Here is a 26,319-nt window from a genome sequence, read left to right on the forward strand (position 1 = left end):
TTTTTATACAGAATAATTTCTTGATTATATCAATGCTGTCAAAGAAGCCAAATCGTAAATCTCAATGTGAGGCAGTAGGCGGCTTTCCGTCGTCTGCAACAATTTTTTATTCTTAGTATTCATCCAGCAAGCCTGCATACCACTACGCAGCGCCCCTGCTACATCGGTACTCAAATCATCACCGACATGTAAGATTCGCCCAAGCGGTAAATCCAGACGATCCGCGGCCAAACAGTACATATCGCTGCAAGGTTTTGCACGGCCATCAGGGCCAGCTTTTAACACAAATTTAAAATAAGGGGCAAGGCCACAGGCGGCAGGTTCGGCATTACCATTAGTAATCGCTACCAGCGGCATCTGTTCAGCAAGTGCCGCCAGAGTTTTATGTGTTGATTCAGGAATCTCAATCCGATTACGCCAAAGTGTGAAATGCGCCATGACATCATCTGCCCCTCGTTCAGCCTCTTCGCGACTGAAACCGTAATGGCAAAACATCAACCTTGAGGAGTGCCAACGCCATAAAGTCATGTCATGATAAATTTCAGGATACTGCTCAAGCGTCAATTCACGGAAAGCATATAGATCCTGGTGCTTAAGATGACTGAACCTGGGATCATACTGCCGTACAAAATTCAGTACTTCCTCTTCCGTCTTATCCATGACTGGATGATTATCATACAGCGTATCATCCAGATCAAATGTCATCGCTAACACTGGCGCAAGAGGCCGGTAAAAATGCATTACGATTTCCCCCGTTTGGCTCTGGGATGGGCTACATCATACACTTTTGTCAAATGCTGAAAATCCAAATGAGTATAAATTTGTGTGGAAGATAGGCTAGCATGGCCCAACAATTCCTGAACTGCGCGCAAATCACCACTGGATTCCAGAATATGAGTGGCAAAAGAGTGACGCAATTTATGAGGGTGAATATGGCTGCTGATTCCCTGACGTATTCCCCACTGCGCAAATCGTTTTTGTACATTGCGGGTTGATATTCGCCGCCCACTCTTTGAGACAAAAACAGCGTTATCCTCCGGCTCGAATAGTTTCCGCATCTCCAACCAACGATTAAGCCATTCAACCGCGGTCTGTCCCAAAGGGACCTTCCGCTCTTTACTGCCTTTACCTGAAACCCATACTTCTCCACTTTCAAGATCCAAGTGCTGGCAATCAAGGCCCACCAACTCTGACAACCGTAATCCAGCACCATACATCACTTCTAACATCGTCCGGTCACGCACCGATAATGGATCATTAAAATTGATATTCAGCAGTTGGTTCACTTCATCCACATCGATATTTTTCGGCAAATGACGCTTGGTTCCCGGCGTGCTGACGGTTTTACTCGGGTTAACGGAAATTTCGCCTTGAGTCACCTGCCAATCAAGGAAACTACGCAAGGAAGATAAACGCAACGCCAAACTAGCTGACTGCAAACCAGCCCGACGACTACGTGTTACCAACATTCTCACTTTCGCGGGCTCAAGATCTTTCCATTGGCTAACACCCATTTCTAAAACCATCTCAGCCAATGTAGCAAGCTGGCGACGATAATTGGTGATAGTCACTGGACTTAATCGACGCTCTACCTTGAGGTAGCGCAAAAATGCCTCAATCGGCTCCAGTAACCGGTCAATTTCCTGCATCATATTCGTTTAATCCAACGAGACAGTATATCCGGCAATAAATTAGCCAGATGCTCAAGCATGTCAGTTCCCATACCTTCTTGATAATGTTGATGGTTCCGACTGTTAAATATCACCATACCCAGTTCGCCCCTCGTTCCCAGTAGAGAAACGGCAACCGAACCTACATGCCGAACTTGCGGCAATAACAATAAAATTTCCGGCCCATTTAGCATACCGAGATAGTGGTTTTTATTACCAAAACGCTGAATACGAATTGGCTCAAAAGCATTGCGGGAAAGCGCCAAATTAGGTGCGTCAAGTGGTGCGCCAATATGCCATTTATCATTGAAAAGACGGATGCTAGCACTATTTAGCCCCATATTCTTAGCCCATGAACTTAATCGACTAAGCATATCCTGCAAACTCTCTGCCGCAACCAAATCAATCAGTAATTTAAGCAACTGCTCAAACAGTTGTTCATTCACTCTAGCCTGTTCCATGAGCAGAGTGATATCTTCTTCCAGATAAGCAATCCGCGTTCTCTGGCGGTTCATATACCATTCAACCAAAGAAACCGTTTCTCTTACCGGGTGAGGAACCCGCATCTGTTCAACGACACATGCATTACGGATAAAGAAATTGGGGTTTTCCAATAAATAATCCACAACAGTCTGATCATCAAGTATGTCATTGATGTTTAACTGCTCTTCTTTTCTCTCCATCTTCGATGCTCCGCAGCTCAAAACAGAATCGATTACAGATGAATTGCGCCATCATAAACATGCGTCGCCGGCCCTGTCATATAGAGCGGTTTTCCCGGCCCGTCCCAACAGATCAACAGTGAACCTCCCGGCAAATCTACCCGAACATGATTGTCGAGCAGTTGCTGCTGAATGCCTACTGCTACCGCTGCGCAAGCACCACTGCCACAAGCTTGGGTTTCCCCAACGCCACGTTCGTAAACCCGTAAGCGGATATGACCACGGTTTAAAATCTGCATGAAACCAATATTCGCCCGTTCAGGAAATCTTTCGTGGCTTTCCAAAGCTGGCCCCAAAATTTCTACTTCGGCTGTTTCTACATCTGGCACTTGAATCACACAATGAGGATTCCCCATAGAGACAACACCACAAAGCACAGTTCTCTCTACTACCCGTAAAATATAGGTTTTTTCTGCCCTTAACGCACGAAATGGCACATGATGCGGCTCAAATTCAGGTTCCCCCATATTAACGCAAACCTGATCATCATTGGTGATGCTCAACATCATCCGTCCCGATTGCGTACTGACTTTAATATCACGCTTATTAATTAATCCCTTAAGACGAACAAAACGGGCAAAACAACGCGCTCCATTGCCACACTGTGCAACTTCACTACCGTCAGCATTAAAAATTCGATAGTGAAAATCCATATCTGGATCATAAGGCGCTTCAACAACTAACAACTGATCGAAGCCCACACCAGTATGCCTATCTGCTAAACGGCAGATCAGCTCTGGTGAGAAATAAACATTTTGGGTCACAGCATCAACGACCATAAAGTCATTACCCAAGCCATGCATTTTGGAGAACTGCATATCATGCTCCACGTCAGCCATAGTCACTGACTATCGGCTTATCTCGCTTATTTCTGAGAGGTGCTATCCACTTTTTGCCCTTGCTGCTCAGTATTCGCGGGAATCTGAGATGCCGTTGTCGCCTTCTCGGTCGATGGTTGTTCTGGAGGAAAATAGAGAGGACCTTTTAGTCCACAGCCGGAAAGTATAAATAAAGTTATGATAGCCAGAAATCCGCGTAATTTTTTCTTCATTGCATTAATGCCTGTAATTCATACGTCAATATTCTCTATAATCGCAGTTAGACCTCGAAAAGCAAATAGGAAATGAAGATGAACGACAGTGAATTTCACCAGTTAGCTGACCAACTGATGGTTTATATCGAAGGGCAGTTGGATAATTATGATGGCAATGCCGATATCGACTGTGAAACCAATGGCGGTGTCATGACCCTCAGCTTTGATAATGACAGCAAAATTATTATCAATCGCCAGGAACCTTTCCATCAAATCTGGTTGGCAACCAAAAGCGGGGGTTACCATTTTGACTACAAAGAAGGTCAGTGGATTTGCGACCGTAGCGGTGACAATTTTTTAACCATGCTAGCACACGCCATCACTGAGCAAAGCGGCGAACCGTTCAGTTTTCCATAATTGAACCTACCCCGCACCGCGGGGTAAATCAGTAATGTGACACAGAACGATAAAGTTCTGACCGTTCTTCTCCACTTTCCCCATCATGAGTCACACACAAATGTGAAAAAGATGTTCCACTAAATGGAATAACCTGAGTTTGTCCTTCCATTTGGACGATCTGATAAAACTGCGGCAAGTTAAAGTTGATAAAACTTGAGCCGTAAGTAAACCGATCATGAGATGAAGAATAAAACCGACTGACGTCACGTACCAACTCTTCCTTACTTCCCTCACAATGAGAATAGATTTCTACCCGGTTAGTTTCATCCAGAATATAAATATTAAAACTTTTATTATCTTGCATATTTTCAAAGAAAAACTGAATAATGCCCTCACTGGCAAAACCATCAACCACTGCGGGCAAATGTGTCTCTTTAGTATTAATTTTCACCGGCAACCCATGCAATTTGTTATTAGAAATCGCCCCATAGAATTCCACGGCATTTTCCAATTTCTGCACCGATACATTAAGACGTTCAAAGAACAGCCCCCAAGTCTGGCCGGCAATGCGTAACGCTTTAAAACGGCCTGGGTCCTGACGATTGCTGGATAAACGTAATTCAATACATTCAGATACCAGTTGCTGGATTCGGGTTCGAATAAGCCCTCGTAAATGTTCGCTGTAACAGAACACTTCAACCGCTGCCGGCAGTGCAGCATCCTGATGCATCTTGCCCAATATGGTCTTCAACGCTTCCAGCACAGATTGCTCGCCACTAAAGTGTAAGGTTCGCACTTCATTCCATGAATTGCGGTAAAGTAAGTCAATACTTTCCACCAAACACTGTTGCGATTCACCAAAACTGAATACATCAAGTTTACGAAAATCAAAATGTACAACCTGATTCGAAAACTCAGCCGTCGGATCTTTCTCCAGATTGACAATAATTGCCAAATGGCGAATTTCACACGGGCTATAGAGTGCTCTCGGTGTCGGCGCTGGCAGACGAATCGGGAAATGAGCAGAAATATCATTAATCAATTCATGCAGTTTCAGCTCATCACATTGAGTTTCACCATGATGAATATGGACACACGACTTTTCTGTTAACAAGCCGTTAAAGTAGGTCCACGATACCAGTTTATTAAGATAACGATTATATTCCAGCGGTTGATGACCAATGATCGAGCCAATAGTCGGCGCCTGATTGTAAAGATACCAACCGCTGCGGTTTGCTCGTCCTTGAGGAACATAAATAAATGTTAAATTTTTCTCTGATAAGTCTGGCGAAATTTGCGGATTAACCAACGTTACTTTTCCGGGCAATGCTTCAAATGCAGCATAAAGTTTACGCGTCAGCACACCAATATCCTGTGGACTGGCACTGACACTCAGATTATTACGGCGGGCAAAACGGATAAGATTACGATAGCTCTGCATCATGGTATCAAGCAGTTCATTATGCGCATCACGAACCTGTTCAATTTTCCATGCGTTGCGGTTATCCAAAATGTTCAACCGCTCTGGCTCCCACTTCCACTCATAAACCAATTGAGTCAGAACCTGGCGTCGCCAACCAATGCAACCTTTATCATCTTGATTAAGAGAGAGCTTTTCACAAACTTTTAAATAAAAACATCGACGTATTAGATCTAACCGGGTTGTATCATTAATCTCCGTCAGATAACGGGTAACACGCTCAAGCATCATACTGTATGCATCAAGGCCAAAGCAGACTATTTCACCCGCATGCAGGCGCTGTTTCATCTCCATTGCCAGTAACTTACCATTGGGATATTCCCAAGAATAGGCTTCCAGTAATAAGCTTTTCAATACCGCTTTATAAGGGGAATCGATACTTTTGTAGAGTTGCCATAAGCTAGCGCCAAAGTACTCTTCAGCGGAGAGTTCACCCAATCCGCCGAGATCAAGCCACTCGTTTGGCGTCAGAACACCTTGCGCGTAAAGGGATAAAACATATTCATCATAATGGCGCTCTTCTTCTACGGGCACCATTTCCCATAACAAACGCTTACCCGCCATACGTACAGCGGTACGGTAAAATTCATCAAGTAATAGAATATGCTGAGTAGAACCGCAGTCCTCACCACCGAGACTACCACTCGCATTATGGCGAAAACGGTTTTCGTCAATAAGAAAAAAATTGACCTCAATACCTAGCGCTGCCGCCCACTGTTCAATAAGCGTACACTTACGTTGCAGCAAAAGGCGCTCATCATTATCAAGCCATGACTGATGACATACCCAAATATCCAGATCAGAACAATTGCTCTGCCCGATTGATGAGGTACTGCCCATTGAGTAAATACCAGTAATAGGCAGTTCACCATTGGCAGGCTGTTCTATAAAGTGATCTAATTTATTTTCTAAATCATTAAGATAAGATTTTTGTGCTTCATCATGCACGAAAAAACATACGCCATAGGGAACATTACCGTTAATGTAACCTGGCATCATCGGATGCTGATAATGCAGTAATACTGGCAGTAAACTGTATACCTGCTTAAATTCCGCACTCATGGCGGTAGAGGCGCGTTCTAACCTGAGTTGGTTTATCGCATCCAGTCTCTGCTTCAGTGTTTCGATATAAAGGTACAAGACGTCTCGCCCGATTGAGTTCCAGTGCCCAGATAAATCCCCCGTTTCCGGCTGTTATAGCTTGATGGAATTATTTAGAATGATTTTTACCAATTTATTACCGGAAACGTGATCAATTTAACACCTTGTCGATAAACCGTAAAGTCAGTAAAGCAATTGAATTACGATGTCTTGTTGTACGAAAAATCAAATAATACATTGTTATATATGGAAATAATCAAAAAAACCATACCATTTATACTTTCTTATACGAAAGAAATTTTCTCCGTCCATTTTTTCAACCTAATACGCATAATACCTCGTTATCATCAATCCGATGAAAATGACTCCGTTGGCTATATTTTAATTAATGATTCTTTTCATTCAGAATTCCTTAATTACAGAAATAATTTACTAGAAAAGTTAATTCATAATTAAATCAATCTATTTTCATTGCTATAAAAATAATTTAAAAAATTAAAATTTATTTTACAATTTAACATAACCGGCATATCTTCTTCTTAACCCCCTAACTGGAAAAAAAAGTGCTGAAATGTTAAAACGAGTGCTATGTTTTTCATTTATATGACGGCCGAAAAGCCTGAGAAATACAAACATCTATGTCAACTAAAACCATCCGTATCGCGACCCGACAAAGCCCTCTAGCCATGTGGCAGGCGCTGTATGTTCAGCAAAAACTACAACAATATCACCCAGATCTGGAGGTTCAACTGGTTCCGATGGTAACCAAGGGCGATGTCATTCTGGACACGCCTCTGGCAAAAATCGGAGGAAAAGGACTGTTTGTCAAAGAGTTAGAATTAGCTCTGCTTGAAGGCCGAGCCGATATCGCTGTCCATTCAATGAAAGATGTCCCCGTTTCTTTTCCAGAAGGGCTTGGTCTGGTCACTATTTGTGAACGTGATGATCCTCGTGATGCTTTCGTCTCTGTCAAATATCACTCTCTTGATGAATTGCCAACAGGCAGTATTGTTGGCACATCAAGTTTACGCCGTCAGTGTCAAATCCGTGAATTACGTCCTGATCTGATTATCCGTGACCTTCGGGGCAATGTTGGAACCCGCCTGAACAAGTTGGATAATGGTCACTATGATGCCATCATCCTCGCCGTCGCAGGATTGAATAGGTTAAAACTGCATGAGCGTATCCGTACGCCATTGACGGCAGAACAATCATTACCTGCTGTTGGTCAAGGCGCGGTAGGAATTGAATGCCGCCTTGACGACCAACAAACACAAACTCTGTTAGCGCCATTAAACCACTATGATACAGAAATCTGTGTTCTTGCCGAACGTGCAATGAATACCCGGCTAGAAGGGGGCTGCCAAGTACCAATAGGTAGCTATGCCATTTGGCAGGATGAGAAAATTTGGTTACGAGCATTGGTTGGCGCACCTGATGGTAGCGTTATTATTCGCGGTGAAAGAACGGCTTTACCAGAAGATGCTTGTCAGGCAGGAGTTGAATTGGCAGAAGAATTGTTAGAACGGGGCGCACGGGAAATTCTAACCGAAGTTTATCGAGGAAATCCTCCCACATGAGCATTCTGGTGACTCGCCCTGCTCCTGCCGGAGAGGAGCTAGTCAGAAAGTTACAGGCAGCGGGAAAAACAGCTTTCAGCGCGCCTTTAATCAATATTCACCCAGGTTCAGAGCTGCCACAGCTAGCTGAGAAGCTTAGCCATCTAAATACCAGTGATATGGTATTTCTGTTGTCAAAAAATGCAGTTTACTATGCAAACTTGCAGTTAAATAAAATTAATCTGTCATGGCCCGACAAGCTGATTTATTATGCTATTGGCAGATCAACCGCTCTGGCTTTTCATCAACTAACGGGTATGAATGTTATCTGGTCATCAGAGGGTGAAACCAGCGAAATCCTGCTAAAACTACCATCACTACATCAGGTTGAAAATAAACAAGCTTTGCTGCTCAGAGGAAATGGCGGACGTGAACTTATTGCCCGGACGCTGACAGAAAGAGGCGTTACAGTTAACTATTGTGAATGTTATTTCCGCCAGCCAGTAGACTACCCGGCAGCAGAATTCAGTGCCCACTGGCAAAAGTCTGGAGTACAAACTTTAGTTGTAACCAGTGGCGAAATACTGCAACTGTTATATAACTTAATACCCGAAAGTGATCGAAACAGGTGGTTATTGCATTGCCGCCTGATTGTGGTAAGCGAGCGTCTTGCACATACCGCCCGGAACTTGGGCTGGCAGGATGTTAAAGTTGCAAAAAGCGCAGATAACGACGCCTTAATTCAGGCACTAGAATAAACTGACATGGGATGCCCACTATGACGGAGCAAAAACAGTCCTCCGAGACAGTTGAACAAACAAAAACTACGGTTGAAAACTCGCAACAGCCCGAGCCCAAAACAGCGCCTCAAAAGCCAGAACGTTCTGGCACGCTAAAAAACATTATTGCCATTGCAATCATGCTGGCAATTGGCGGCGGTCTTTATTATTACGGACAGCAACAAAGCCATTTATTGAGTGCAGAGAACCACGAGCTACGCCAACAACTGGAATCAATGAAACAACAGCAATCACAGGATAAACAGCATATTGAAGCGCGGTTCAAAGAACAATCACAGACTTTAAGCCATTTTGCCGCACAAAATGAGCAACTAGGTAATAGCCTACAAGAGTTACAGGCCAAATTCTCTACGTTATCCAGTTCTGATGTAAAAAGTTGGCTACTGGCACAAGCTGATTTTCTGGTCAAGATGGCAGGCCGGAAATTATGGAATGATCAAGATATAGTCACCGCCGCTGCTCTGTTGAAAAATGCAGATGCCAGTCTCGCTGAAATGCATGATCCAAGCCTGATTGAAATCCGCCGTGCAATTACACAAGACATCAGTACATTATCTGCCATTAGTCAGATTGATTTTGACGGCATTATCCTGCGAGTTAACCAGCTTTCTAACCAGGTAGATAACCTGCGTCTGGCAGACAATACAACCGATGGTTCGCCAATGGACGAAGATAATGATGAATTAACCGGTACATTATCTGAATGGCGCCAGAATCTGAGCAAAAGCTGGAAAAGTTTCATGGACAATTTCATTACCATCCGTCGCCGGGATACCACAGCAGAGCCATTACTGGCGCCAAATCAAGATATCTATCTACGAGAGAATATCCGTGCCCGTCTGTTGATTGCCGCTCAAGCAATACCTCGTCATCAAGGTGAAGTTTTTAAACAGTCATTAGAAACGGTTTCAACTTGGGTTAGAGCTTACTTTGATATCAACGATCCCAATACCAAAGCATTCCTGGAAGAAATTGATTCATTAAGCCAACAGCCTATTTCCATCACTGCGCCAGATCAACTTTCAAGCCAGCCTTTACTGGAAAAACTGATGCAAACCCGAGTTCGTAGCTTGCTTTCCCAATCTTCTGAAACTAATCAGGAGGGTTAAGCTATGCTGAAAGTTCTATTACTGTTTGTAGTACTCATTGTTGGTATTGTGCTTGGTCCAATAGTTGCCGGCCATCAGGGATATGTTCTGATTCAAACTGACAATTACAACATTGAAACCAGTGTTACCGGCCTGTTCATTATATTTGTTCTTTTACAACTGGTACTCTGCTTCCTTGGCTGGTGCTACCGCAGAGTTATACGCACAAGCTCACGTACCCGCGGCTGGTTCCTTGGACGCAAACGCAACCGTGCCCATGCTCAAACCAAAGAAGCGCTGATCAAACTGGCAGAAGGCGATTTCAAACAAGTTGAGCAATTACTGACCCGTAACGCTGATCATGCAGAACAACCGGTAGTCAACTATTTACTAGCGGCTGAAGCAGCCCAACAACGTGGGGATGAATTCCGTACTAATCAATACTTACAACGCGCGGCAGAAGTCGCAGATAATAACCAGTTGCCTGTGGATATTACCCGTGTACGTATTCAACTCACGCAAGGTGAAATTCATGCAGCTCGTCATGGTGTAGACAAGCTATTGAATCAAGCTTCTCGCCATCCAGAAGTCCTACGCCTGGCTGAACAGGCTTATATGAAATCAGGAGCCTACCAGTCACTGATTGATATAATACCGGTAATGGAAAAAATCCATCTACACGATGAATTACAAATTCACAAATTGCGCCAGCAGGCGTATATCGGCCTGATGAATCAGTACATGGCAGAACAAGGCAGCGAAGGTTTAAAACGTTGGTGGCATGATCAAAGCCGAAAAATTCGCCATGATGTGGCTTTACAAGTTGCAATATCTGAACATTTAATTGAATGTGATGACCATGAAACTGCACAAAAGATCATATTGGAAAGTTTAAAACGTCAATACGACGAACGTTTACTCTTATTGATCCCACGCTTAAAAAGCGAAGATCCAAAGCCGATACAAAACGCGTTGGATCATCAGTTAAAACAACATGGCTCAACTCCCCTGCTAAACAGTACGCTGGGACAAGTTGCTTTGCGCCACGGAGAATGGGAAAAAGCAGTAAAAGATTTTAAAACCGCACTAGCCCAACGTCCTGATGCACATGATTATGCCTGGTTAGCAGATGCATTGGATAAACTGCGTAAACCAGAAGAGGCAGCACAGGTTCGTCGCGAAGGATTAGTACTTACTTTAAAGCGTGAGAGTAATGTAGTAAAGAGTGATCTAGCTAATAGCAATAGTGTCAGCTAACACCGTAGCGTCGTGATCTCTCATCCATCGCCATCTTTATTAGCCAGTCTACATGCCCTGATTAAAAATGCCCCGCACGGGGCATTTTTCTAACCATATTTTTTGGCAAAATCTTCATCGGAAGTGCAAAGATAAATAATAAATTCAATAAATGCGATAAGTACAGGGATAAATGTCCAGCAAAATAGCAGATATAAAATCCCCGTACCGATTTTGCCCAGATAAAATTTATGAGCGCCAATGTAACCAAGAAAAAACGCCAACAGTGCAGCAACAATTCGATTTTTACTACCAGAAGAATAAGCCTTTATCATCGCGCCACAATGTGGGCATGATTGTGCAGACTCATGCAACATTCGACCACACCCAAAGCATCCAATCATTTTTGACATCAATATTCCCCTTAAGATAAGTTTAGGAATGAAAATAAGTAGCTAAATTAATTTTATATTAAAAAAACTCACCATCATATTTTCAGTTCTGCTTATATTAGATAGTAATATCTAAACAGTATATAAACCTACCAGATATATCTCTTAGGAATAAAAAAAACACCTACCTTATAAAACAAAGATAGGTGTACAAATACAATCAGGTCTACAGACGGATAGTGCCTCACTCAACGTTGAGTCCGGTCGGCGATGAAAAGAAGGTTATATCTTACTCATCTGTGACATGGACAATAGGCACCGATAATCGGCTCTGCATCATCCCTGGGTTTATGAAGCATAGGCAATCATAAGAAATAGGATGAGCATCTACGTTTATAATAATGCATTTAGTGTGCCAACTTTTATTCAAATGAACGCTGCCTCGCTTCATCAGCTATTTCTCTATTTATTACAACAAGAAATCGAATCATCACAAAATCCATTTTATACACTGTCTCTTATTTGAGACAAAACATAAGGTATTTATTATTTTCATTAAAATTCAATTTGTTATAAGTCTCTTATTTGAGACAGCTAATATATCAATTGTCGTCAAAATACAAAAAATAAGAAATTTACATATAAAACAAATAGTTATTTTAAAAAAACAATCCACTAAATTTGAATCAAAAGAGCACAACTTGAAGGTATATGGATGGATAGGAAAGGAAATAAAAAGTCAGGGGGAACAAAAAGGGATAAAACGCAAAAAACCCTGCATTGCAGGGTTCTTTTAGAATTTGGTCGGCGAGAGAGGATTCGAACCTCCGACCCACTGGTCCCAAACCAGTTGCGCTACCAAGCTGCGCTACTCGCCGAAATTTTCTATTTTTTCTTTTCTCTTTTTTATGGTGCGAAAGGGGGGACTTGAACCCCCACGTCCGTAAGGACACTAACACCTGAAGCTAGCGCGTCTACCAATTCCGCCACCCTCGCGTGTCATAAAAAAGATGGGGTGGCTAATGGGACTCGAACCCACGACAACTGGAATCACAATCCAGGGCTCTACCAACTGAGCTATAGCCACCATAACAGCTATTTACTGCTAAACACTTAACTACCAACAGCGTAATACATCACCGCAGCTCTTGCACGCAAATAATGGCGCGCCCGACAGGATTCGAACCTGAGACCTCTGCCTCCGGAGGGCAGCGCTCTATCCAGCTGAGCTACGGGCGCTTAACGCCGTTGCGGATGGGGATAGTACGGATTTAATGATCTACTGTCCAGTGCTTTTTTAAAGAAATGATGCGTTTGATTACACCTTGTTCATTTCGTAGATAAAGCCAGCCCTTAATTTCCCTACTCATTACCACCCTGATAGTAAATTAGTCGATCAAGCTTTGAGTTTTTTACCGTTCAAAAGCTTCACCAACCAATAAATCAGCGACACTATCAACAAAAATCCCCCACCTACCAGCAATGAGAAACGGGTATCAGGGTTAATTGCCATACCTATCAACACACAACATAAAAATGCCAATGTCAGATAATTTACATAGGGGAACAGGATAGATTTAAAACCATGTTGTTTCAGTGCTTGTTGGTGATACTGACGAAAACGCAATTGGCTTATCAGAATAACAAACCACGGTACCATTCCTGGCAATACACTGGCACTGTAAACATAAACAAAAACCGCCTGCGGATTTGGGATCAAGTAATTCAAGCTAGAGCCCACCGTCAGGCACAGGATTGTAATGGCAATACAAATTACCGGTACCCCATTCTTTGACAATTTAGTCAGGGATGAAGGTAACTGATTGTTTTTCGCCAACGCATAAAGCATCCGCCCACCACTGTACATACCGCTGTTACAGCCGGAAAGTGCAGCCGTCAATACAACAAAATTAATCACGGCTGCCGCTGAGGTGATCCCCACTTTGGTAAATGTCATGACAAACGGGCTGCCCTGTGAACCCACTTCTGTCCACGGAAATAATGTAACTACAATAAAGATCGCGCCCACGTAGAAAATCAGGATACGCCAGAGAATATTGTTAATCGCTTTTTTCAATGTCACCTGAGGGTTCTTCGCTTCCCCCGCAGTGATACCAACCAACTCCACGCCCTGATAAGATGCAACCACAATACAGAGCGCAAATAAGAACCCTTGCCAATCACCCGCAAAGAAACCGCCATGCGCAGTCAGGTTATCCAATCCAATAGGCTGCCATTGATTACCAATACCGAAAAATATCAATCCCAAGCCAATCAGGATCATAACGATAATTGTGGTCACCTTAATCATCGCAAACCAAAATTCCAGCTCACCATAAAGACGTACCGCCGCAAGATTAGCCAAAGCGACCAATGCCACCGCAATCAATGCTGATACCCACTGAGGAAGTCCAGGGAACCAGAACTCAGCATAAACCCCGATAGCCGTTATTTCTGATATTCCTACCGCCACCCACATAAACCAATAGCCCCAAGCGGTGAGGCATCCCCAGTATGGGCTGAGATATTTATGACCAAAAGAGGCGAAAGAACCCGTGACAGGTTCAAGAAACAACATTTCTCCCATCGATCGCATAATGAAGAAAACAAAAATTCCGGCAATAATGTAAGCCAGCAAAACGGAAGGGCCAGCCCACTTCAATGTACTGGCCGAGCCCATAAACAGGCCGACACCAATTGTGCCGCCTAATGCGATCAGCTCTATATGACGGGCTTCTAACCCCCGTTGCAAGCTATGTTGTTGATCTGCCATAAATTCCCTGTCCATTGTTATATTGTTGTAATGTGTAATAGTAAAAACATACAAGACTGATGTTGATCAGCCATAAAAAGGTCAGGGATCAAAACATGTTTTTCCACTGAGTGGAATAAAAAATTATCCAATAATTAACTATAAATAGTGAAAATCCGGCAGGATCAAACTGTTAGATAAATATTGTGGAATAAATTCATTGTATCGACTGACAAAAGTATCGCCTGTCGAAAATTCACACGACAGGCAAGAAGCGGGTTTACAGACGGCCACCATAATAATATCCAAGAAATTTCAACAACTTGAACTGGCGACGAATACGGCTTGGTTGTGATAACAGGCGATAAAGCCATTCAAGCCCCAAATTCTGCCATGCTTTTGGCGCACGTTTTACATGGCCGGTAAATACGTCATAAGTACCGCCAACCCCCATATACAACGCATCCGAATGAATTTTTCGACAGTCACGCATAAAAACTTCTTGTTTAGGCGATCCCATTGCAACTGTCACAATCGCCGCACCGCTAGCATGAATCCGTTCAAAAACAGCATTACGTTCTTCTGGTGTGAAATAACCGTTCTGACTGCCAACAATATTGACGTTCCACTGAACCCGCAGTTTACTTTCCGTCTGTTCCAATATCTCTGGTTTACCGCCAACCAGAAAAATAGGTGTGCCTTCTTTGCCAGCACGCTCCATGATGGCTTCCCATAAATCAGCGCCCGCTACACGAGAAACTTCAGCGTCAGGGTATTTACGGCGAATAGCACGTACAATGCTGATGCCATCAGCATACAGATATTCTGCATCACTCAGCAGTGTACTTAAATCTTGGTTTTCCTCTGCCGTCAGAACTTTTTCCGCATTAATCGCAACCAGAGTACCTGTTTTTACCTGTCCACGTTGAAAAATATGGTCAAGAAAATGCGCCATATCGCGGAAGCCCCAAATATTCAGACCACGAATACTGTATTTAGGAATATTGTTTAGCTCCATTTTCTTTCCTTACATTGCAGCGAACGTTTTTGTGATACAACCAAGTTGCTAATCAGATACTTCTTAATCAGCCCTGCACTCTCAAATAACCAGTACAACAACTTAGCAATTACCAGACATAAGCCAAAAATAATACAGAAAAACACCACCCGGGAAACAAATGAATCCACGCCTTCGCGAGCTAACACAATCATGTTGAAGATCGCGCCAAAGCAAAACGCCTGCAAAATAGCGGCCTTATAACGATTAGTCTCCTGTTTCCCTAATTCATAAATCCAGTCAAACCACTTAATTATCAACCCAACTACAACCGCGCCAACCGGGATAAACAGCACGCCCCCCATCACAACCAGAGAGCCTATTAACGTTGGGGAGATTGCCAGACCAGAGTGGTTATCCAGTACTTCCCAAGTAAAATAATTCGCAGAATTCAACACAGCATCTGGGCGTCCCGGCCAAAGCCAGCTTGGAATAAAGACATAGAAATCACGGATAATAGGCGCCAACCCCTGAAAATCAATTTTGTCGTAGTTATTCAGCAGTAACGCAAGATTTTCCCACGGGGAGAAAGTATCCCTTGTAAGGTAGAGAAAAGTATAAAACGCTTCTGCACCACTGACATCCAAACTATAGCGTTTGAGCGCCAACCAAAACATGCCGACAATCCCTATTGCGCCCGCCGTTGCCAACATCCACAAAGTTATCCAGCCACGCACAATGCCAATAAACAGAAACAACGCAAATGCAATGATAATATTAGCCCGTGTTCCACCAACAATGACATAAGTCAGTATCCCAAAAGCCACTGTGCTCATCAGAAAAAATAGCCAGCGTAGCTGTGTCGGCTTCAAGAAATAAACCACCAACATGGCAGGAATAAAGAAGTAAAAAAATCGTTTTAATGCAACACCAGAAACCTGACTGGAAAAAATCTGACTGTACGACTGTAACTTAAACAGTAGAAAACCGTTTTGCATAAAGAACAGCCCCACTGTCACCATCGCAACTGATGCCAGTAGTAACCATGTAAAGTTAGTTTCTACCCGATTCATGGTAAATACCGGTGCTTTAGGCTGCATAGATGGCTTTCTTAGTCGTGTTTTATAACTGACGTAATAAATACCATAAAAACAGGTCGAAGCCAGTAGAGCATGTAGTAAGGCGTCTACAGGCGCCACTTCAACATCAAACTGAAAAACCAGCAAACATGTCAGTGGGAAACCAAAATAAAATGTCAGCAAATAAAGCAATGAGAAGAATATATTAAAATTAAAACGTACACGCCGGAATTCCTGATAGGTCAACGTCAGGATGAAAACCAGTGATATCAAGTAAACAACAAACAATCCGCCAAACTGCGTTAAAGTCATTGCTGCTCTCCCGCTGCTTTCGCCAGTGCTTGCCGCCAGCCATCAATAAAGTTCGGGCTAAAGAAAGCTATCGCGTTTCTATCCAGGGAGAGCATCTGCCGTTGTGCTTCCGCAATTAGTTGGCTATCTAAAGGATCGCCAGAGAAAAATACCGGCACTTGTTGTTCTGTCAAATCCTGCCAAAAAAGATTCTGACGACTAAGTACAAATGGCACGCCAAATTGTATCAACAGACAAATTGTTCCAATCCCCTGCTGGCGATTAAACATAAAATATCCTAAATCACAACGGCGCAGTAATGCCAGATAATCATCAAACGCCATATTTTGCTTAATAATGTTCAAATTTTCTGGCTGGAACAGCGATAAAGCAGCCTGTTCGACCTGATTAATATAAGCCTGATTGTTTTCAGGATAACCCATTGGAATAATGATTCGCACCTTATTGCCAAACTGCTTATAAATCGTTTTCAATGCCGTAATATGGCGGTTCGATCGATCACCAGAATTCCCCAACAAAATTGTCATTTTGTCATCTTTAACTGGTACTCTTTCTGCAATTGTCAAAGCAGGTTCCATTCTAGTTGGAAAATAGAGCAATGATGTTGGTACGTCCGGATGATGTTGAGAATAAAAATAGAGATCTCCACGAACCGCAAACACATGCCCTACCCGACGCTGCGCCAGACGACGCAAGAAATAGAATAGACGGAATTTTAACTGATTGGAGTCTTCATACAGATCAGCCCCCCAGACATGCCACCAAAACTGATTACGTTTGATTTTTCCTAACAACAGCGCCAACCACAAACTCACATTAAATTGGCCGTGAAAAAAAAACCGACAATTTCTATCTGAACGCGCTTGAACAATAACCGCCTGCGCCAGAGATTTTTTACTATCGAAAAACGCCATATCCAATGCCGGGCAATCATTCAATAAAGCGCGATTTCTGGTCACCACCATAAACTTCGGTTTGGCTAAAAAACCCATTTCTTGTACTAAGACGTCATTAAAAAAGCGCAATATTGTTCGATTGTGATGTGGGATATCAGATCCCAAAACGTGAATGAGGGTTGTCATGCTCGCCTACGATAAATAAGAAATGCACCACAACAAAGGGTGAAATAAATAATATAAGTTGCCATATAGGCTTGCGCTGCACCTAACGCTCCATTTATAGGAATAAGCCAGTGGGCAAAACCAGTAAGCAATAAAAACTGACTCACTTCTGTCAACACATAAAAACGCAACGCAGCCTTGGCAATCACCAGATAGCCAAAAACATAAGCGCCCACTTTTAGAACATCACCCATCAACTGCCAGGCAAATAAATCACGCATAGCAGTAAATTTGTCAGAAAACAGTAACCAAATGGCAAAATCACGCAACAGCCATACAGTAAAACTTGCAACAACCACCGCAGGCAAAACAAATTTGAGCGCCTTAATTATCTCATTTGATATTTCGCTCTTACCCTGCAACCGTGCAAGCGTTGGCAACAGATAAACACTAAAAGATGCCGTGATAAATTGCAGGTAAGCATCGGAAATACTGCTTACACCTTGCCAAATACCCACATCGTGCCAACTATAATGCGCTGCCAGCAGATTTCGCATCATAATGTAGGCAACCGGTAAGGTAATAGAAGTCAGCAGCGCCATAAGGGTAAACTTGCCAAGCTGACCAGCCAGTACCTTATCCCACATGGGCTTAAAACTTGAAATCGATACCGCTTTGAGACGCCAAACCATCAATCCCGCGGGAAATATGATTAATGCCGGCACTAAAGCCAAACCCGCCAAAGCACCTTCATACCCACCAAGGATAAAGCAGAGATAATAGGCCATCACGCCAATCATGCTACCAAAAATAATCGCCAGCGCATTCCTCTGCGCATCTCGGCATCCTTTCAAAATAGCCAAAAAATAGTTGGCAAAAGCAATCCCCATTTGAATAAAGGCAAGTGCCTGCACAACGGGCTCATAATCTTGATGACCAAATAACCCAATACTGATATACCCGCTAAACAGCAAAAAAATTACTGCCAACAGCGTGGAAAACCCAAGGATAATGGCAGAAGATGTTCCCAGTACCGCACGCAATCTTTCCGGCTGCTGCTGATATTCAGCAACATATTTAGTCACACCATTAAAAATACCGGCGCCAGCCAACACCCCAAGCACAGTGATAAGCTGACGGAAATTACCCGCCTGCCCAACCCCACTGGGACCAAAAGCAACTGCTAGTAATTTAACGATTAAAAGCCCCAAACCGATTTTTATCAGTGTGGAGCCCGCAGTCCATATTGATGCTTTAGCCAACGACATATCAGGCGAAGTATTCTCGAATATGTTTAATGACGATCTGCTGTTCAGCGTCTGTTATGTTGTAAAACATCGGCAAACGCACTAGACGATCACTTTCACAGGTAGTAAAACGGTCTTCTCCGTGAAAACGGCCAAATTTTTCACCACCGGGGCTGGTGTGCAGAGAAACATAATGGAATACCGCTAATACACCCGCGTCCTTCATATAGCTATTGAATGCTGAGCGTTCTTCAACATCTTTCAGCTTGATATAGAACATATGAGCATTATGCTCCAACCCTTCCGGTATGACAGGCAATGTCAAGAGACCAGCATCAGCCAGCGGTTTTAATGCTTGATAATAGGTATTCCACAAGGCAAGGCGACGCTCATTGATTTTTTCAGCTTCTTCCAATTGCGCCCACAAATAAGCAGCCTGAAGCTCCGACATCAGATAACTCGAACCGATATCGCGCCAAGTATATTTATCAACTTGACCACGGAAAAACTGGCTACGATTAGTCCCTTTTTCGCGAACAATTTCCGCCCGGGAAATCAGTGATTGATCATTAATAAGCGCTGCGCCACCTTCACCGCCAGAGGAGTAGTTTTTGGTTTCGTGGAAACTGTAGCAACCAATGTGTCCAATAGTTCCCAAGGCACGCCCTTTATAAGTGGACATTACCCCCTGTGCTGCATCTTCCACGACAAACAGGTTATATTTCTCGGCCAGAGCCATAATGGTATCCATTTCGCAGGCCACGCCAGCGTAATGCACTGGAACAATCACGCGGGTTTTCTCTGTAATTGCTGCTTCGATTTTGGTTTCATCAATATTCATGGTATCCGGACGGATATCCACGAATACAATGGTTGCTCCACGCAGTACAAACGCGTTAGAACTGGAAACGAAAGTGAAGCTCGGCATAATAACTTCATCACCGGGTTGAATATTCAGCAAAATAGCTGCCATTTCCAGTGAAGCTGTACAGGATGGCGTTAATAGAACTTTCGGGCAATTGAAATGTTGTTCCATCCACTCTTCACAACGTTTGGTGAAACCACCATCCCCGCAAAGCTTACCGCTCTCCATTGCTTGCTTCATGTAACCTAATTCAGTGCCAACGACTGGTGGTCTGTTAAATGGAATCATTTCATCCCCTATATAACCAATACGCGGTGCTTTCAACAAATGCACCACTGCGTGTATAAAGACGCAAAGCAGCAATGTTGCTGGTTTGTGTCGCAATTCTTAACTGATGTATTTGGTGGTGCTGACACCACTGCTGCGCCGCCAACATTAATTTTGAGCCAATCCCACAGCCAATATTTCCTGGGAATACGGCTAGTAAACCTATACGAGCCTCTCCTGCTCCTATATCCCGTAAGGTAACAAATCCTGCGGGTTGCCCATTATCTCCATTTACCAGTAAACATTGATGATCAAACGTCCCCAACACTGCTTTCTCAACCCAAGTAGCGTAGAAACGACCACTATCCTGCGGTTGATACCACGGGGTTCGGAAACGACTCAAAGGAAATACGTTGGAAGCTACCTCCTTCAACATCGGGATATCTCGCTGCTCGGCCGAAAGCAGCTTACTCTCAGAGTTGTCATTGTTAGCATTTACTATGCCAATCATTAAGGAAAGGTCTATTTCTCCTTCCACTAGCGAAAAGCCCAATACGGACAATCCATCAATAAGATCTAATCGCTGCGTAGGTACTTTAGCTTGCACTAAAGCATACTGATCTAACTGAGATGAAGTTAGCAGACTGGCATCAGATGTGAAATCAAGGCGCGCGGTGGACAGCCCAAAATAGTGGCTATCCCACTCTAATGGTTCAATATTGGCGCGCACGGACATGTAGTAGATCCAGCAGATATTGGCCATAGCCAGTTTTTGACAAGGATTTTACTGTTTCTCTTAACTGTACATCATCCAGCCAACCATTACGCCAGGCGATCTCTTCAAGACAGGCAATCTTAAAGCCTTGACGTTTCTCAACGGTCTGCACAAAAGTGCTGGCCTCAATCAAGCTGTCATGAGTGCCAGTATCCAACCAAGCAAAACCACGCCCTAACAACTCAATATTTAGTTCGCCACATTCCAAATACATCTGGTTAATACTGGTAATCTCTAGTTCACCTCTGGCAGAAGGCTTGACCTGCTTAGCAAAATCTACTACTTGATTATCATAGAAATAGAGACCCGTTACCGCCCAGTTGGATTTTGGCTTTTCTGGTTTTTCCTCAATAGAAAGAACGCGGAACGCGTCATCAAATTCCACCACCCCAAATCGCTCAGGATCCATAACTTGATAACCAAAAACAGTTGCCCCTTTTCCACGGGAAACCACATTCCTCAGTTTCGGACTGAACCCTTGTCCAAAGTAAATATTGTCTCCCAATACCAAACAGCAAGGCCCGCCGTTGATGAACTCCTCACCAATCAAAAATGCCTGAGCTAAACCATCCGGTGATGGCTGTTCTTTATAACTTAAGTGAATACCAAATCGACTACCGTCCCCCAACAACCGACGGAAAGAAGGTAAATCTTCTGGTGTAGAGATAATCAGAATATCACGTATCCCTGCTAGCATCAGTACTGACAAAGGATAGTAAATCATTGGCTTATCATAAATTGGCAGTAATTGTTTGGAAACACCCTGTGTTATCGGATGCAACCGGGTTCCTGATCCACCTGCCAGAATGATCCCTTTCATCTTTACTGCCCCCATCGTCACTCAGTTTTTACCTAATCCAAGGCGCTCACCGGCATAAGAGCCGTCTTGAACTTTACGCCACCAGTTTTCATTTTCCAAATACCACTGAACTGTTTTACGAATACCTGATTCAAATGTCTCTTGTGGTCTCCAGCCTAACTCATGCTCAACTTTAGCCGCATCAATGGCATAGCGCATATCATGGCCTGGGCGATCCGCAACATAAGTAATCAAATCTCGATAATAAGCAATTCCCGCTGGTTTCTCAGGACAAAATTCTTCCAGCAATTCACAAATCGCACAAACCACATCAATATTTTTGCGTTCATTATGACCACCAATATTGTAGGTTTTGCCCGGTTCAGCTTTTGTCACAACCAAATAGAGTGCTCTGGCATGGTCTTCCACATACAACCAATCGCGAATTTGTTTCCCTTCACCATATACCGGTAAAGATTTTCCTGCTAATGCATTTAAGATCATCAGTGGGATCAGTTTTTCCGGGAAATGATAAGGACCATAGTTATTTGAACAATTGGTGATAATGACCGGTAAACCATAAGTCCGGTGCCACGCTCTTACCAAATGATCGCTGGATGCTTTGGACGCCGAATATGGACTACTTGGCGCATAAGGTGTTGTTTCGGTAAAGAAACCCTCTTCATCATGTAAATCACCATACACTTCATCTGTTGAAATATGGTGAAAACGGAAAACAGCCTGTTTCTCTTCACTGAGTTTCTGCCAGAAAGCACGCGCAGCTTCCAACAAAGTATAAGTCCCCACAATGTTGGTTTCGATAAATGCCGCCGGGCCATCAATAGAGCGATCCACATGGCTTTCTGCCGCCAAATGCATCACACAATCCGGCTGATATTGTTCAAAAACTCGATCCAGATCTTCACGTTGACAGATATCAACCTGTTCAAACGCATAACGAGGGCTATCCGCCGCCGGGGCAAGAGACGCCAGATTACCGGCATAAGTCAGGCTATCAACCACAACCACGCTGTCTTCTGTATTCTCAATGATATGCCGCACAACCGCGGAACCAATAAAACCTGCACCACCTGTGATTAGAATACGTCTCAACGCCAGACTCCTTTTGTATCCACAATCCACTTCTGTTTAATTTCATGACTGTTTACAGCTTTAAACTGATGATGATCCACCAGCATCAACAGGATATCCGCTTCTTCCAGCGCCTTTTCCAGATTAACTAATCGAGTTATTTCCTTCAAGGAAGCAGGTAATTCATGAACATGAGGTTCTACAGCCAGCGTTTCACCTGCATGCCATTGCGCAATCATACCGGTGATATGTGCCGCTGGGCTCTCACGCAAATCGTCAATATTGGGTTTAAATGCCAGACCAAAACAGGCAATTTTCACTTCGCTTGCCCGTTTTCCACTTTCAGCCAAACAATCCGCAACAGCCGCTTTTACTTGATCCACAACCCACAATGGTTTGTCATCATTAACCCTACGTGCGGTATGAATAAGACGTGATTGTTTCGGGTTTTGAGAAACAATGAACCACGGATCAACAGCAATACAGTGACCACCCACGCCAGGACCCGGCTGGAGAATATTTACGCGTGGATGACGATTTGCCAAACTGATCAGTTCCCACACATTGATACCTTGATCAGCACAAATCAAGGAAAGTTCGTTGGCAAATGCAATGTTTACATCTCGGAAACTGTTTTCTGTCAGCTTACACATTTCTGCTGTCCTTGAATTAGTGACAACACATTCACCTTCAAGGAAGATTTTATACAGCTCGCTCGCTCTGGCCGAAGATTTTGACGTCATACCGCCAACAACGCGGTCATTCTTAATTAATTCAACCATAACTTGTCCTGGCAACACACGTTCAGGACAGTAAGCGATATCAATATCAGACTCTTCTCCAACCTGCTGTGGGAAAGTTAAATCAGGACGCGCTGCTGCTAGCCATTCCGCCATCTGCTCCGTCGCACCTACTGGTGAGGTAGATTCCAGAATAACCAGATCACCTTTTTTCAGCACCGGCGCCACAGATTCGGCTGCGGAACGGACGTATGCCATATCCGGCTCATGATCGCCTTTAAAAGGCGTCGGAACAGCTATCAAAAAAGCATCTGCTGGTAACGGGGCAATCACTGCTTTCAGGTAACCGCCTTCTACGGCAACTTTCACCACTTTGTCTAGATCTGGTTCTACAATATGAATTGCACCACGGTTGATGGTTTCTACTGCACACTGATTAACATCCACGCCAATGACTTTCTTATTACGGGATGCAAACGCCGCCGCCGTTGGCAAACCAATATAACCAAGACCAATAACAGAAATAGTTTCAAAGCTCATAGTGTCACCTGATTTTTTTCAAAGCATCGAGAATACGTTGACAGGCATCGCCATCCCCGTAAGGATTATGAGCGCGGCTCATTTGTTGATAGGCAGCATCGTCTGTCAACAATCGAGCCACCTCTTCCACGATAGTTTTCGTTTCTGTCCCTACCAGACGCACCGTTCCAGCATCAACCGCCTCTGGCCGTTCAGTCGTATTACGCATTACCAATACCGGTTTTCCTAAAGAAGGAGCTTCTTCTTGAATGCCGCCGGAATCGGTCAGGATCATATAGGCATGGTTCATTAGATAAACAAATGGTAAATAATCCTGGGGTTCAATGAGAATAATGTTATCAATATTATGCAAAATGCGCTTTACTGGCTCACTGACATTCGGGTTTAGATGAACCGGATAGACTACTTGCACATCTGGATGAGCGCGAGCTATCTGTGCCAAAGCTTCACAAATTCGTTCAAATCCGCCGCCAAAACTTTCACGACGATGCCCCGTCACCAGAATCATTTTTTTATTAGCATCAATGAATGGGTAGCGCTTCGCTAGCTTACTCCGCATAGCCTCATCATTCATTATTCGATCACGTACCCACAGCAACGCATCAATCACTGTATTTCCGGTCACAAAAACCCGATTATCTGCAATGGATTCTTTCAATAAATTATTGTGGGAGTTTTCTGTCGGAGCAAAATGATACATTGCCAGATGCCCAGCAATCTTACGGTTTGCCTCTTCCGGCCAAGGAGAATAAAGATCTCCCGTTCTTAATCCAGCTTCAATGTGACCAACAGGGATACGTTGGTAGAACGCAGCCAAACTGGTTGCCATCGTTGTGGTAGTATCTCCGTGAACCAATACAACATCAGGCTTAAATTCTGCTAAAACGGGCTTTAATCCTGCCAAAATACGACAGGTAATATCCGTTAGATCTTGCCCTGATTTCATAATATTGAGATCAAAATCGGGAGTGATCTCAAAAAGGTGTAACACCTGATCCAACATTTCCCGATGTTGGGCAGTGACACATACTTTCGCTTCGAAGGCTTCATCCCTTGCCAATGCGTGTACTAGCGGAGCCATCTTGATGGCCTCCGGCCGAGTACCAAACACAGTCAACACTTTCACAGTGACTCTCTTATAGTCAGTAAATTGCAGATTTTCCTGCAAACAATACTCTTAATGCTATTTACTCCTGCTGCTAGAGTTGCAGAAGAGATCCCTCAGAAGCCGTTATTCCTAAAATCATCTGATTATTTACGCGAACATCTAACCAATGCCACGCCGGCCCCTACTAAAGCACCAACTGCCCCCCACATGATCATCAAAAACATTCTACGAGGGCTGTCTCTAGCAACAGGTTCTTCTGGTGTTCTCAAATAGCGGTAAGTCTGGAATTGATCCGGTAATATCGGGGTAACATCCAATGCTGCTAACATTGCAATATTTTGGTCATAGTCCACATCATACTTAGGCCCTGTTGCTTCCAAAGTCTCAAGTTGAGCCTGTAACAACGGCGCCCCTAACATAAACATTTTTGAATCGGGCAACTGATCCACCGGCGTATCCGTTTGGTTGCGCCGAATCCCTTGTTTTTCCGCAATTTTCAGAGATTGCTGTAATACATTCATTTCACGGTTATAAACCGCTTTAGCGACCATTTCCTGGCGTTTAACCAGTGCATTCATAGATTGGGCACGGGTAACCCATGCGCCTTCCACTTCATCATTTAAATGAGTACTAGCACGACTATTGGCAAAAGCAATGTATTGGCGCAGGAGTTGATTGGCTTGTCCAGAAGACTCCGCAGTCAGTTTAATGCTGTCATTCAGTACTTTTTTATCATCATGGGGAATAAACTGAATATTATTAACTAACTCATCTAATAAGGCCGCATCGGCTCTGGCATCGCCCTCCTGATGCTGCTTGTAATAATCAGATTTCAACCAGAATTCACGGCGAGTATCGTATGCTGCAACCTGAGTGATGAACTCCTTATAGGCTTCCTCTGGAATAGACGGTAACTGAGTTTCCGGTGAAATGTTAATGTGAGTATCTAGATTGCGCAAAAACTGCTGCTGAGAGTAATAACTTCCCAATTGATTAATCGTAGGCAGATCAGTGATTGCTGTGGCACTCCATTTTTGTTGCATCAGATAAGATGCCCCTAGCGCCCCGGTTGCGAAAATTATTGCCAGTACAACAATCCATATCTTTCCACGCCATAGCGCACTGCACAAGGCCCTGATATCCAGCTCATGCTCCAGAGCTTGTTCATCCTGAATAGACTTCGTTTCTGATTTTATCACTGCACA

Annotated in this window: 24 protein-coding genes and 4 tRNA genes; 5 read left to right on the plus strand and 23 right to left on the minus strand. The window is 43.6% G+C overall.

Annotated elements, in window-relative coordinates; genetic code table 11:
• Positions 1-24: 24 nt before the first annotated feature.
• From yigB to lptM, 5 genes are read right to left on the minus strand one after another with little or no spacing between them, the layout of a single operon-like run.
• A complete protein-coding gene (yigB, locus tag V2H77_RS15750; protein WP_341499558.1) occupies positions 25-741 on the minus strand; it encodes a 5-amino-6-(5-phospho-D-ribitylamino)uracil phosphatase YigB in 717 nt (238 codons plus the stop codon).
• Positions 741-1,652 carry a tyrosine recombinase XerC gene (xerC, locus tag V2H77_RS15755; RefSeq protein ID WP_341499559.1) on the minus strand — a complete coding sequence of 304 codons (912 nt, stop codon included), beginning with the start codon at positions 1,650-1,652 and terminating at the stop codon, positions 741-743. The genes yigB and xerC overlap by 1 nt, the downstream gene beginning before the upstream one ends.
• A complete protein-coding gene (locus V2H77_RS15760) occupies positions 1,649-2,353 on the minus strand; it encodes a DUF484 domain-containing protein (RefSeq protein WP_341499560.1) in 705 nt (234 codons plus the stop codon). The genes xerC and V2H77_RS15760 overlap by 4 nt, the downstream gene beginning before the upstream one ends.
• Positions 2,354-2,385: 32 nt before the next feature.
• Positions 2,386-3,210 (minus strand): diaminopimelate epimerase, encoded by an 825-nt coding sequence (gene dapF, locus V2H77_RS15765; protein ID WP_341499561.1) that lies wholly within the window; start codon positions 3,208-3,210, stop codon positions 2,386-2,388.
• Between the two features lie 47 nt (positions 3,211-3,257).
• Positions 3,258-3,443, minus strand: a complete 186-nt coding sequence (gene lptM, locus V2H77_RS15770) for an LPS translocon maturation chaperone LptM (protein WP_088374044.1) — start codon at positions 3,441-3,443, stop codon at positions 3,258-3,260.
• Between the two features lie 78 nt (positions 3,444-3,521).
• Between lptM and cyaY the strand changes: the two genes are divergently transcribed.
• The gene (cyaY, locus tag V2H77_RS15775; protein WP_088374043.1) at positions 3,522-3,842 is read left to right on the plus strand and encodes an iron donor protein CyaY; all 321 of its coding nucleotides are present in this window, start codon (positions 3,522-3,524) and stop codon (positions 3,840-3,842) included.
• 28 nt (positions 3,843-3,870) lie between these two features.
• On the opposite strand, the gene V2H77_RS15780 is transcribed toward cyaY, so the two are convergent.
• Positions 3,871-6,444, minus strand: a complete 2,574-nt coding sequence (locus tag V2H77_RS15780) for a class I adenylate cyclase (protein WP_341499562.1) — start codon at positions 6,442-6,444, stop codon at positions 3,871-3,873.
• Between the two features lie 599 nt (positions 6,445-7,043).
• On the opposite strand from V2H77_RS15780, the gene hemC reads away from it, so the two are divergent.
• Genes hemC through hemY form a run of 4 tightly spaced genes read left to right on the plus strand, consistent with a single transcriptional unit; the run spans position 7,044 to position 11,109 of the window.
• Positions 7,044-7,985, plus strand: a complete 942-nt coding sequence (gene hemC, locus V2H77_RS15785; RefSeq protein ID WP_341499563.1) for a hydroxymethylbilane synthase — start codon at positions 7,044-7,046, stop codon at positions 7,983-7,985.
• Entirely contained in the window at positions 7,982-8,722 is a 741-nt protein-coding gene (gene hemD / locus V2H77_RS15790; protein ID WP_341499564.1) for a uroporphyrinogen-III synthase, read from the plus strand. Before hemC ends, hemD begins: the two co-directional genes overlap by 4 nt.
• A gap of 20 nt (positions 8,723-8,742) precedes the next feature.
• Positions 8,743-9,873, plus strand: a complete 1,131-nt coding sequence (hemX, locus tag V2H77_RS15795; RefSeq protein WP_341499565.1) for a uroporphyrinogen-III C-methyltransferase — start codon at positions 8,743-8,745, stop codon at positions 9,871-9,873.
• A gap of 3 nt (positions 9,874-9,876) precedes the next feature.
• Positions 9,877-11,109 carry a protoheme IX biogenesis protein HemY gene (gene hemY / locus V2H77_RS15800; RefSeq protein WP_341499566.1) on the plus strand — a complete coding sequence of 411 codons (1,233 nt, stop codon included), beginning with the start codon at positions 9,877-9,879 and terminating at the stop codon, positions 11,107-11,109.
• An 89-nt stretch (positions 11,110-11,198) separates the two neighbouring features.
• Here the strand turns inward: hemY and V2H77_RS15805 are convergent, their stop codons facing one another.
• The 17 genes from V2H77_RS15805 to wzzE form a co-directional block, all read right to left on the minus strand.
• Positions 11,199-11,501 carry an NINE protein gene (locus tag V2H77_RS15805; RefSeq protein WP_341499567.1) on the minus strand — a complete coding sequence of 101 codons (303 nt, stop codon included), beginning with the start codon at positions 11,499-11,501 and terminating at the stop codon, positions 11,199-11,201.
• Between the two features lie 780 nt (positions 11,502-12,281).
• A tRNA-Pro gene (locus V2H77_RS15810) sits at positions 12,282-12,358 on the minus strand.
• Between the two features lie 31 nt (positions 12,359-12,389).
• Positions 12,390-12,476 (minus strand) — tRNA-Leu (locus tag V2H77_RS15815).
• A gap of 15 nt (positions 12,477-12,491) precedes the next feature.
• Positions 12,492-12,567, minus strand: a tRNA-His gene (locus tag V2H77_RS15820).
• 75 nt (positions 12,568-12,642) lie between these two features.
• Positions 12,643-12,719, minus strand: a tRNA-Arg gene (locus tag V2H77_RS15825).
• A gap of 157 nt (positions 12,720-12,876) precedes the next feature.
• Positions 12,877-14,253 (minus strand): bifunctional threonine/serine APC transporter ThrP, encoded by a 1,377-nt coding sequence (gene thrP, locus V2H77_RS15830; RefSeq protein ID WP_265513459.1) that lies wholly within the window; start codon positions 14,251-14,253, stop codon positions 12,877-12,879.
• Between the two features lie 259 nt (positions 14,254-14,512).
• On the minus strand, positions 14,513-15,250 hold the full coding sequence (gene wecG, locus V2H77_RS15835; protein WP_341499569.1) for a lipopolysaccharide N-acetylmannosaminouronosyltransferase: 738 nt from the start codon (positions 15,248-15,250) through the stop codon (positions 14,513-14,515).
• The gene (gene wzyE, locus V2H77_RS15840) at positions 15,241-16,620 is read right to left on the minus strand and encodes an ECA oligosaccharide polymerase (protein ID WP_341499570.1); all 1,380 of its coding nucleotides are present in this window, start codon (positions 16,618-16,620) and stop codon (positions 15,241-15,243) included. Before wzyE ends, wecG begins: the two co-directional genes overlap by 10 nt.
• Positions 16,617-17,702 (minus strand): TDP-N-acetylfucosamine:lipid II N-acetylfucosaminyltransferase, encoded by a 1,086-nt coding sequence (locus tag V2H77_RS15845; protein WP_341499571.1) that lies wholly within the window; start codon positions 17,700-17,702, stop codon positions 16,617-16,619. The genes wzyE and V2H77_RS15845 overlap by 4 nt, the downstream gene beginning before the upstream one ends.
• A complete protein-coding gene (gene wzxE / locus V2H77_RS15850; RefSeq protein WP_341499572.1) occupies positions 17,699-18,949 on the minus strand; it encodes a lipid III flippase WzxE in 1,251 nt (416 codons plus the stop codon). Before wzxE ends, V2H77_RS15845 begins: the two co-directional genes overlap by 4 nt.
• Before the next feature lies 1 nt (position 18,950).
• Positions 18,951-20,081: a dTDP-4-amino-4,6-dideoxygalactose transaminase gene (gene rffA / locus V2H77_RS15855; protein ID WP_341499573.1), complete on the minus strand. Its 1,131-nt coding sequence runs from the start codon at positions 20,079-20,081 to the stop codon at positions 18,951-18,953.
• Between the two features lies 1 nt (position 20,082).
• Complete coding sequence (gene rffC, locus V2H77_RS15860) at positions 20,083-20,796, minus strand: dTDP-4-amino-4,6-dideoxy-D-galactose acyltransferase (protein ID WP_341499574.1); 714 nt, start codon at positions 20,794-20,796, stop codon at positions 20,083-20,085.
• Positions 20,774-21,655: a glucose-1-phosphate thymidylyltransferase RfbA gene (gene rfbA, locus V2H77_RS15865; protein WP_265379778.1), complete on the minus strand. Its 882-nt coding sequence runs from the start codon at positions 21,653-21,655 to the stop codon at positions 20,774-20,776. Before rfbA ends, rffC begins: the two co-directional genes overlap by 23 nt.
• Positions 21,656-21,676: 21 nt before the next feature.
• The gene (gene rffG / locus V2H77_RS15870; protein WP_341499575.1) at positions 21,677-22,747 is read right to left on the minus strand and encodes a dTDP-glucose 4,6-dehydratase; all 1,071 of its coding nucleotides are present in this window, start codon (positions 22,745-22,747) and stop codon (positions 21,677-21,679) included.
• Complete coding sequence (gene wecC, locus V2H77_RS15875) at positions 22,744-24,006, minus strand: UDP-N-acetyl-D-mannosamine dehydrogenase (RefSeq protein WP_341499576.1); 1,263 nt, start codon at positions 24,004-24,006, stop codon at positions 22,744-22,746. Before wecC ends, rffG begins: the two co-directional genes overlap by 4 nt.
• 4 nt (positions 24,007-24,010) lie before the next feature.
• Positions 24,011-25,132: a non-hydrolyzing UDP-N-acetylglucosamine 2-epimerase gene (gene wecB, locus V2H77_RS15880; protein ID WP_341499584.1), complete on the minus strand. Its 1,122-nt coding sequence runs from the start codon at positions 25,130-25,132 to the stop codon at positions 24,011-24,013.
• A 125-nt stretch (positions 25,133-25,257) separates the two neighbouring features.
• Entirely contained in the window at positions 25,258-26,313 is a 1,056-nt protein-coding gene (gene wzzE / locus V2H77_RS15885; RefSeq protein WP_341499577.1) for an ECA polysaccharide chain length modulation protein, read from the minus strand.
• Positions 26,314-26,319: the final 6 nt, after the last annotated feature.

It is taken from the genome of Photorhabdus sp. P32 (genome assembly GCF_038085095.1).
Lineage (GTDB): Bacteria > Pseudomonadota > Gammaproteobacteria > Enterobacterales > Enterobacteriaceae > Photorhabdus > Photorhabdus luminescens.

Coding starts and splice junctions, on each gene's coding strand:
- lptM (WP_088374044.1), bottom strand. CDS start 3,443: ATGAAGAAAAAATTACGCGGATTTCTGGCTATCATAACTTTATTTATA.
- hemY (WP_341499566.1), top strand. CDS start 9,877: ATGCTGAAAGTTCTATTACTGTTTGTAGTACTCATTGTTGGTATTGTG.
- dapF (WP_341499561.1), bottom strand. CDS start 3,210: ATGCAGTTCTCCAAAATGCATGGCTTGGGTAATGACTTTATGGTCGTT.
- xerC (WP_341499559.1), bottom strand. CDS start 1,652: ATGATGCAGGAAATTGACCGGTTACTGGAGCCGATTGAGGCATTTTTG.
- V2H77_RS15760 (WP_341499560.1), bottom strand. CDS start 2,353: ATGGAGAGAAAAGAAGAGCAGTTAAACATCAATGACATACTTGATGAT.
- rfbA (WP_265379778.1), bottom strand. CDS start 21,655: ATGAAAGGGATCATTCTGGCAGGTGGATCAGGAACCCGGTTGCATCCG.
- wecG (WP_341499569.1), bottom strand. CDS start 15,250: ATGGAGCTAAACAATATTCCTAAATACAGTATTCGTGGTCTGAATATT.
- wzxE (WP_341499572.1), bottom strand. CDS start 18,949: ATGTCGTTGGCTAAAGCATCAATATGGACTGCGGGCTCCACACTGATA.
- rffC (WP_341499574.1), bottom strand. CDS start 20,796: ATGTCCGTGCGCGCCAATATTGAACCATTAGAGTGGGATAGCCACTAT.
- hemC (WP_341499563.1), top strand. CDS start 7,044: ATGTCAACTAAAACCATCCGTATCGCGACCCGACAAAGCCCTCTAGCC.
- cyaY (WP_088374043.1), top strand. CDS start 3,522: ATGAACGACAGTGAATTTCACCAGTTAGCTGACCAACTGATGGTTTAT.
- yigB (WP_341499558.1), bottom strand. CDS start 741: ATGCATTTTTACCGGCCTCTTGCGCCAGTGTTAGCGATGACATTTGAT.
- hemX (WP_341499565.1), top strand. CDS start 8,743: ATGACGGAGCAAAAACAGTCCTCCGAGACAGTTGAACAAACAAAAACT.
- thrP (WP_265513459.1), bottom strand. CDS start 14,253: ATGGCAGATCAACAACATAGCTTGCAACGGGGGTTAGAAGCCCGTCAT.
- hemD (WP_341499564.1), top strand. CDS start 7,982: ATGAGCATTCTGGTGACTCGCCCTGCTCCTGCCGGAGAGGAGCTAGTC.
- V2H77_RS15805 (WP_341499567.1), bottom strand. CDS start 11,501: ATGTCAAAAATGATTGGATGCTTTGGGTGTGGTCGAATGTTGCATGAG.
- V2H77_RS15845 (WP_341499571.1), bottom strand. CDS start 17,702: ATGACAACCCTCATTCACGTTTTGGGATCTGATATCCCACATCACAAT.
- wecC (WP_341499576.1), bottom strand. CDS start 24,006: ATGAGCTTTGAAACTATTTCTGTTATTGGTCTTGGTTATATTGGTTTG.
- wzyE (WP_341499570.1), bottom strand. CDS start 16,620: ATGACTTTAACGCAGTTTGGCGGATTGTTTGTTGTTTACTTGATATCA.
- rffA (WP_341499573.1), bottom strand. CDS start 20,081: ATGATTCCATTTAACAGACCACCAGTCGTTGGCACTGAATTAGGTTAC.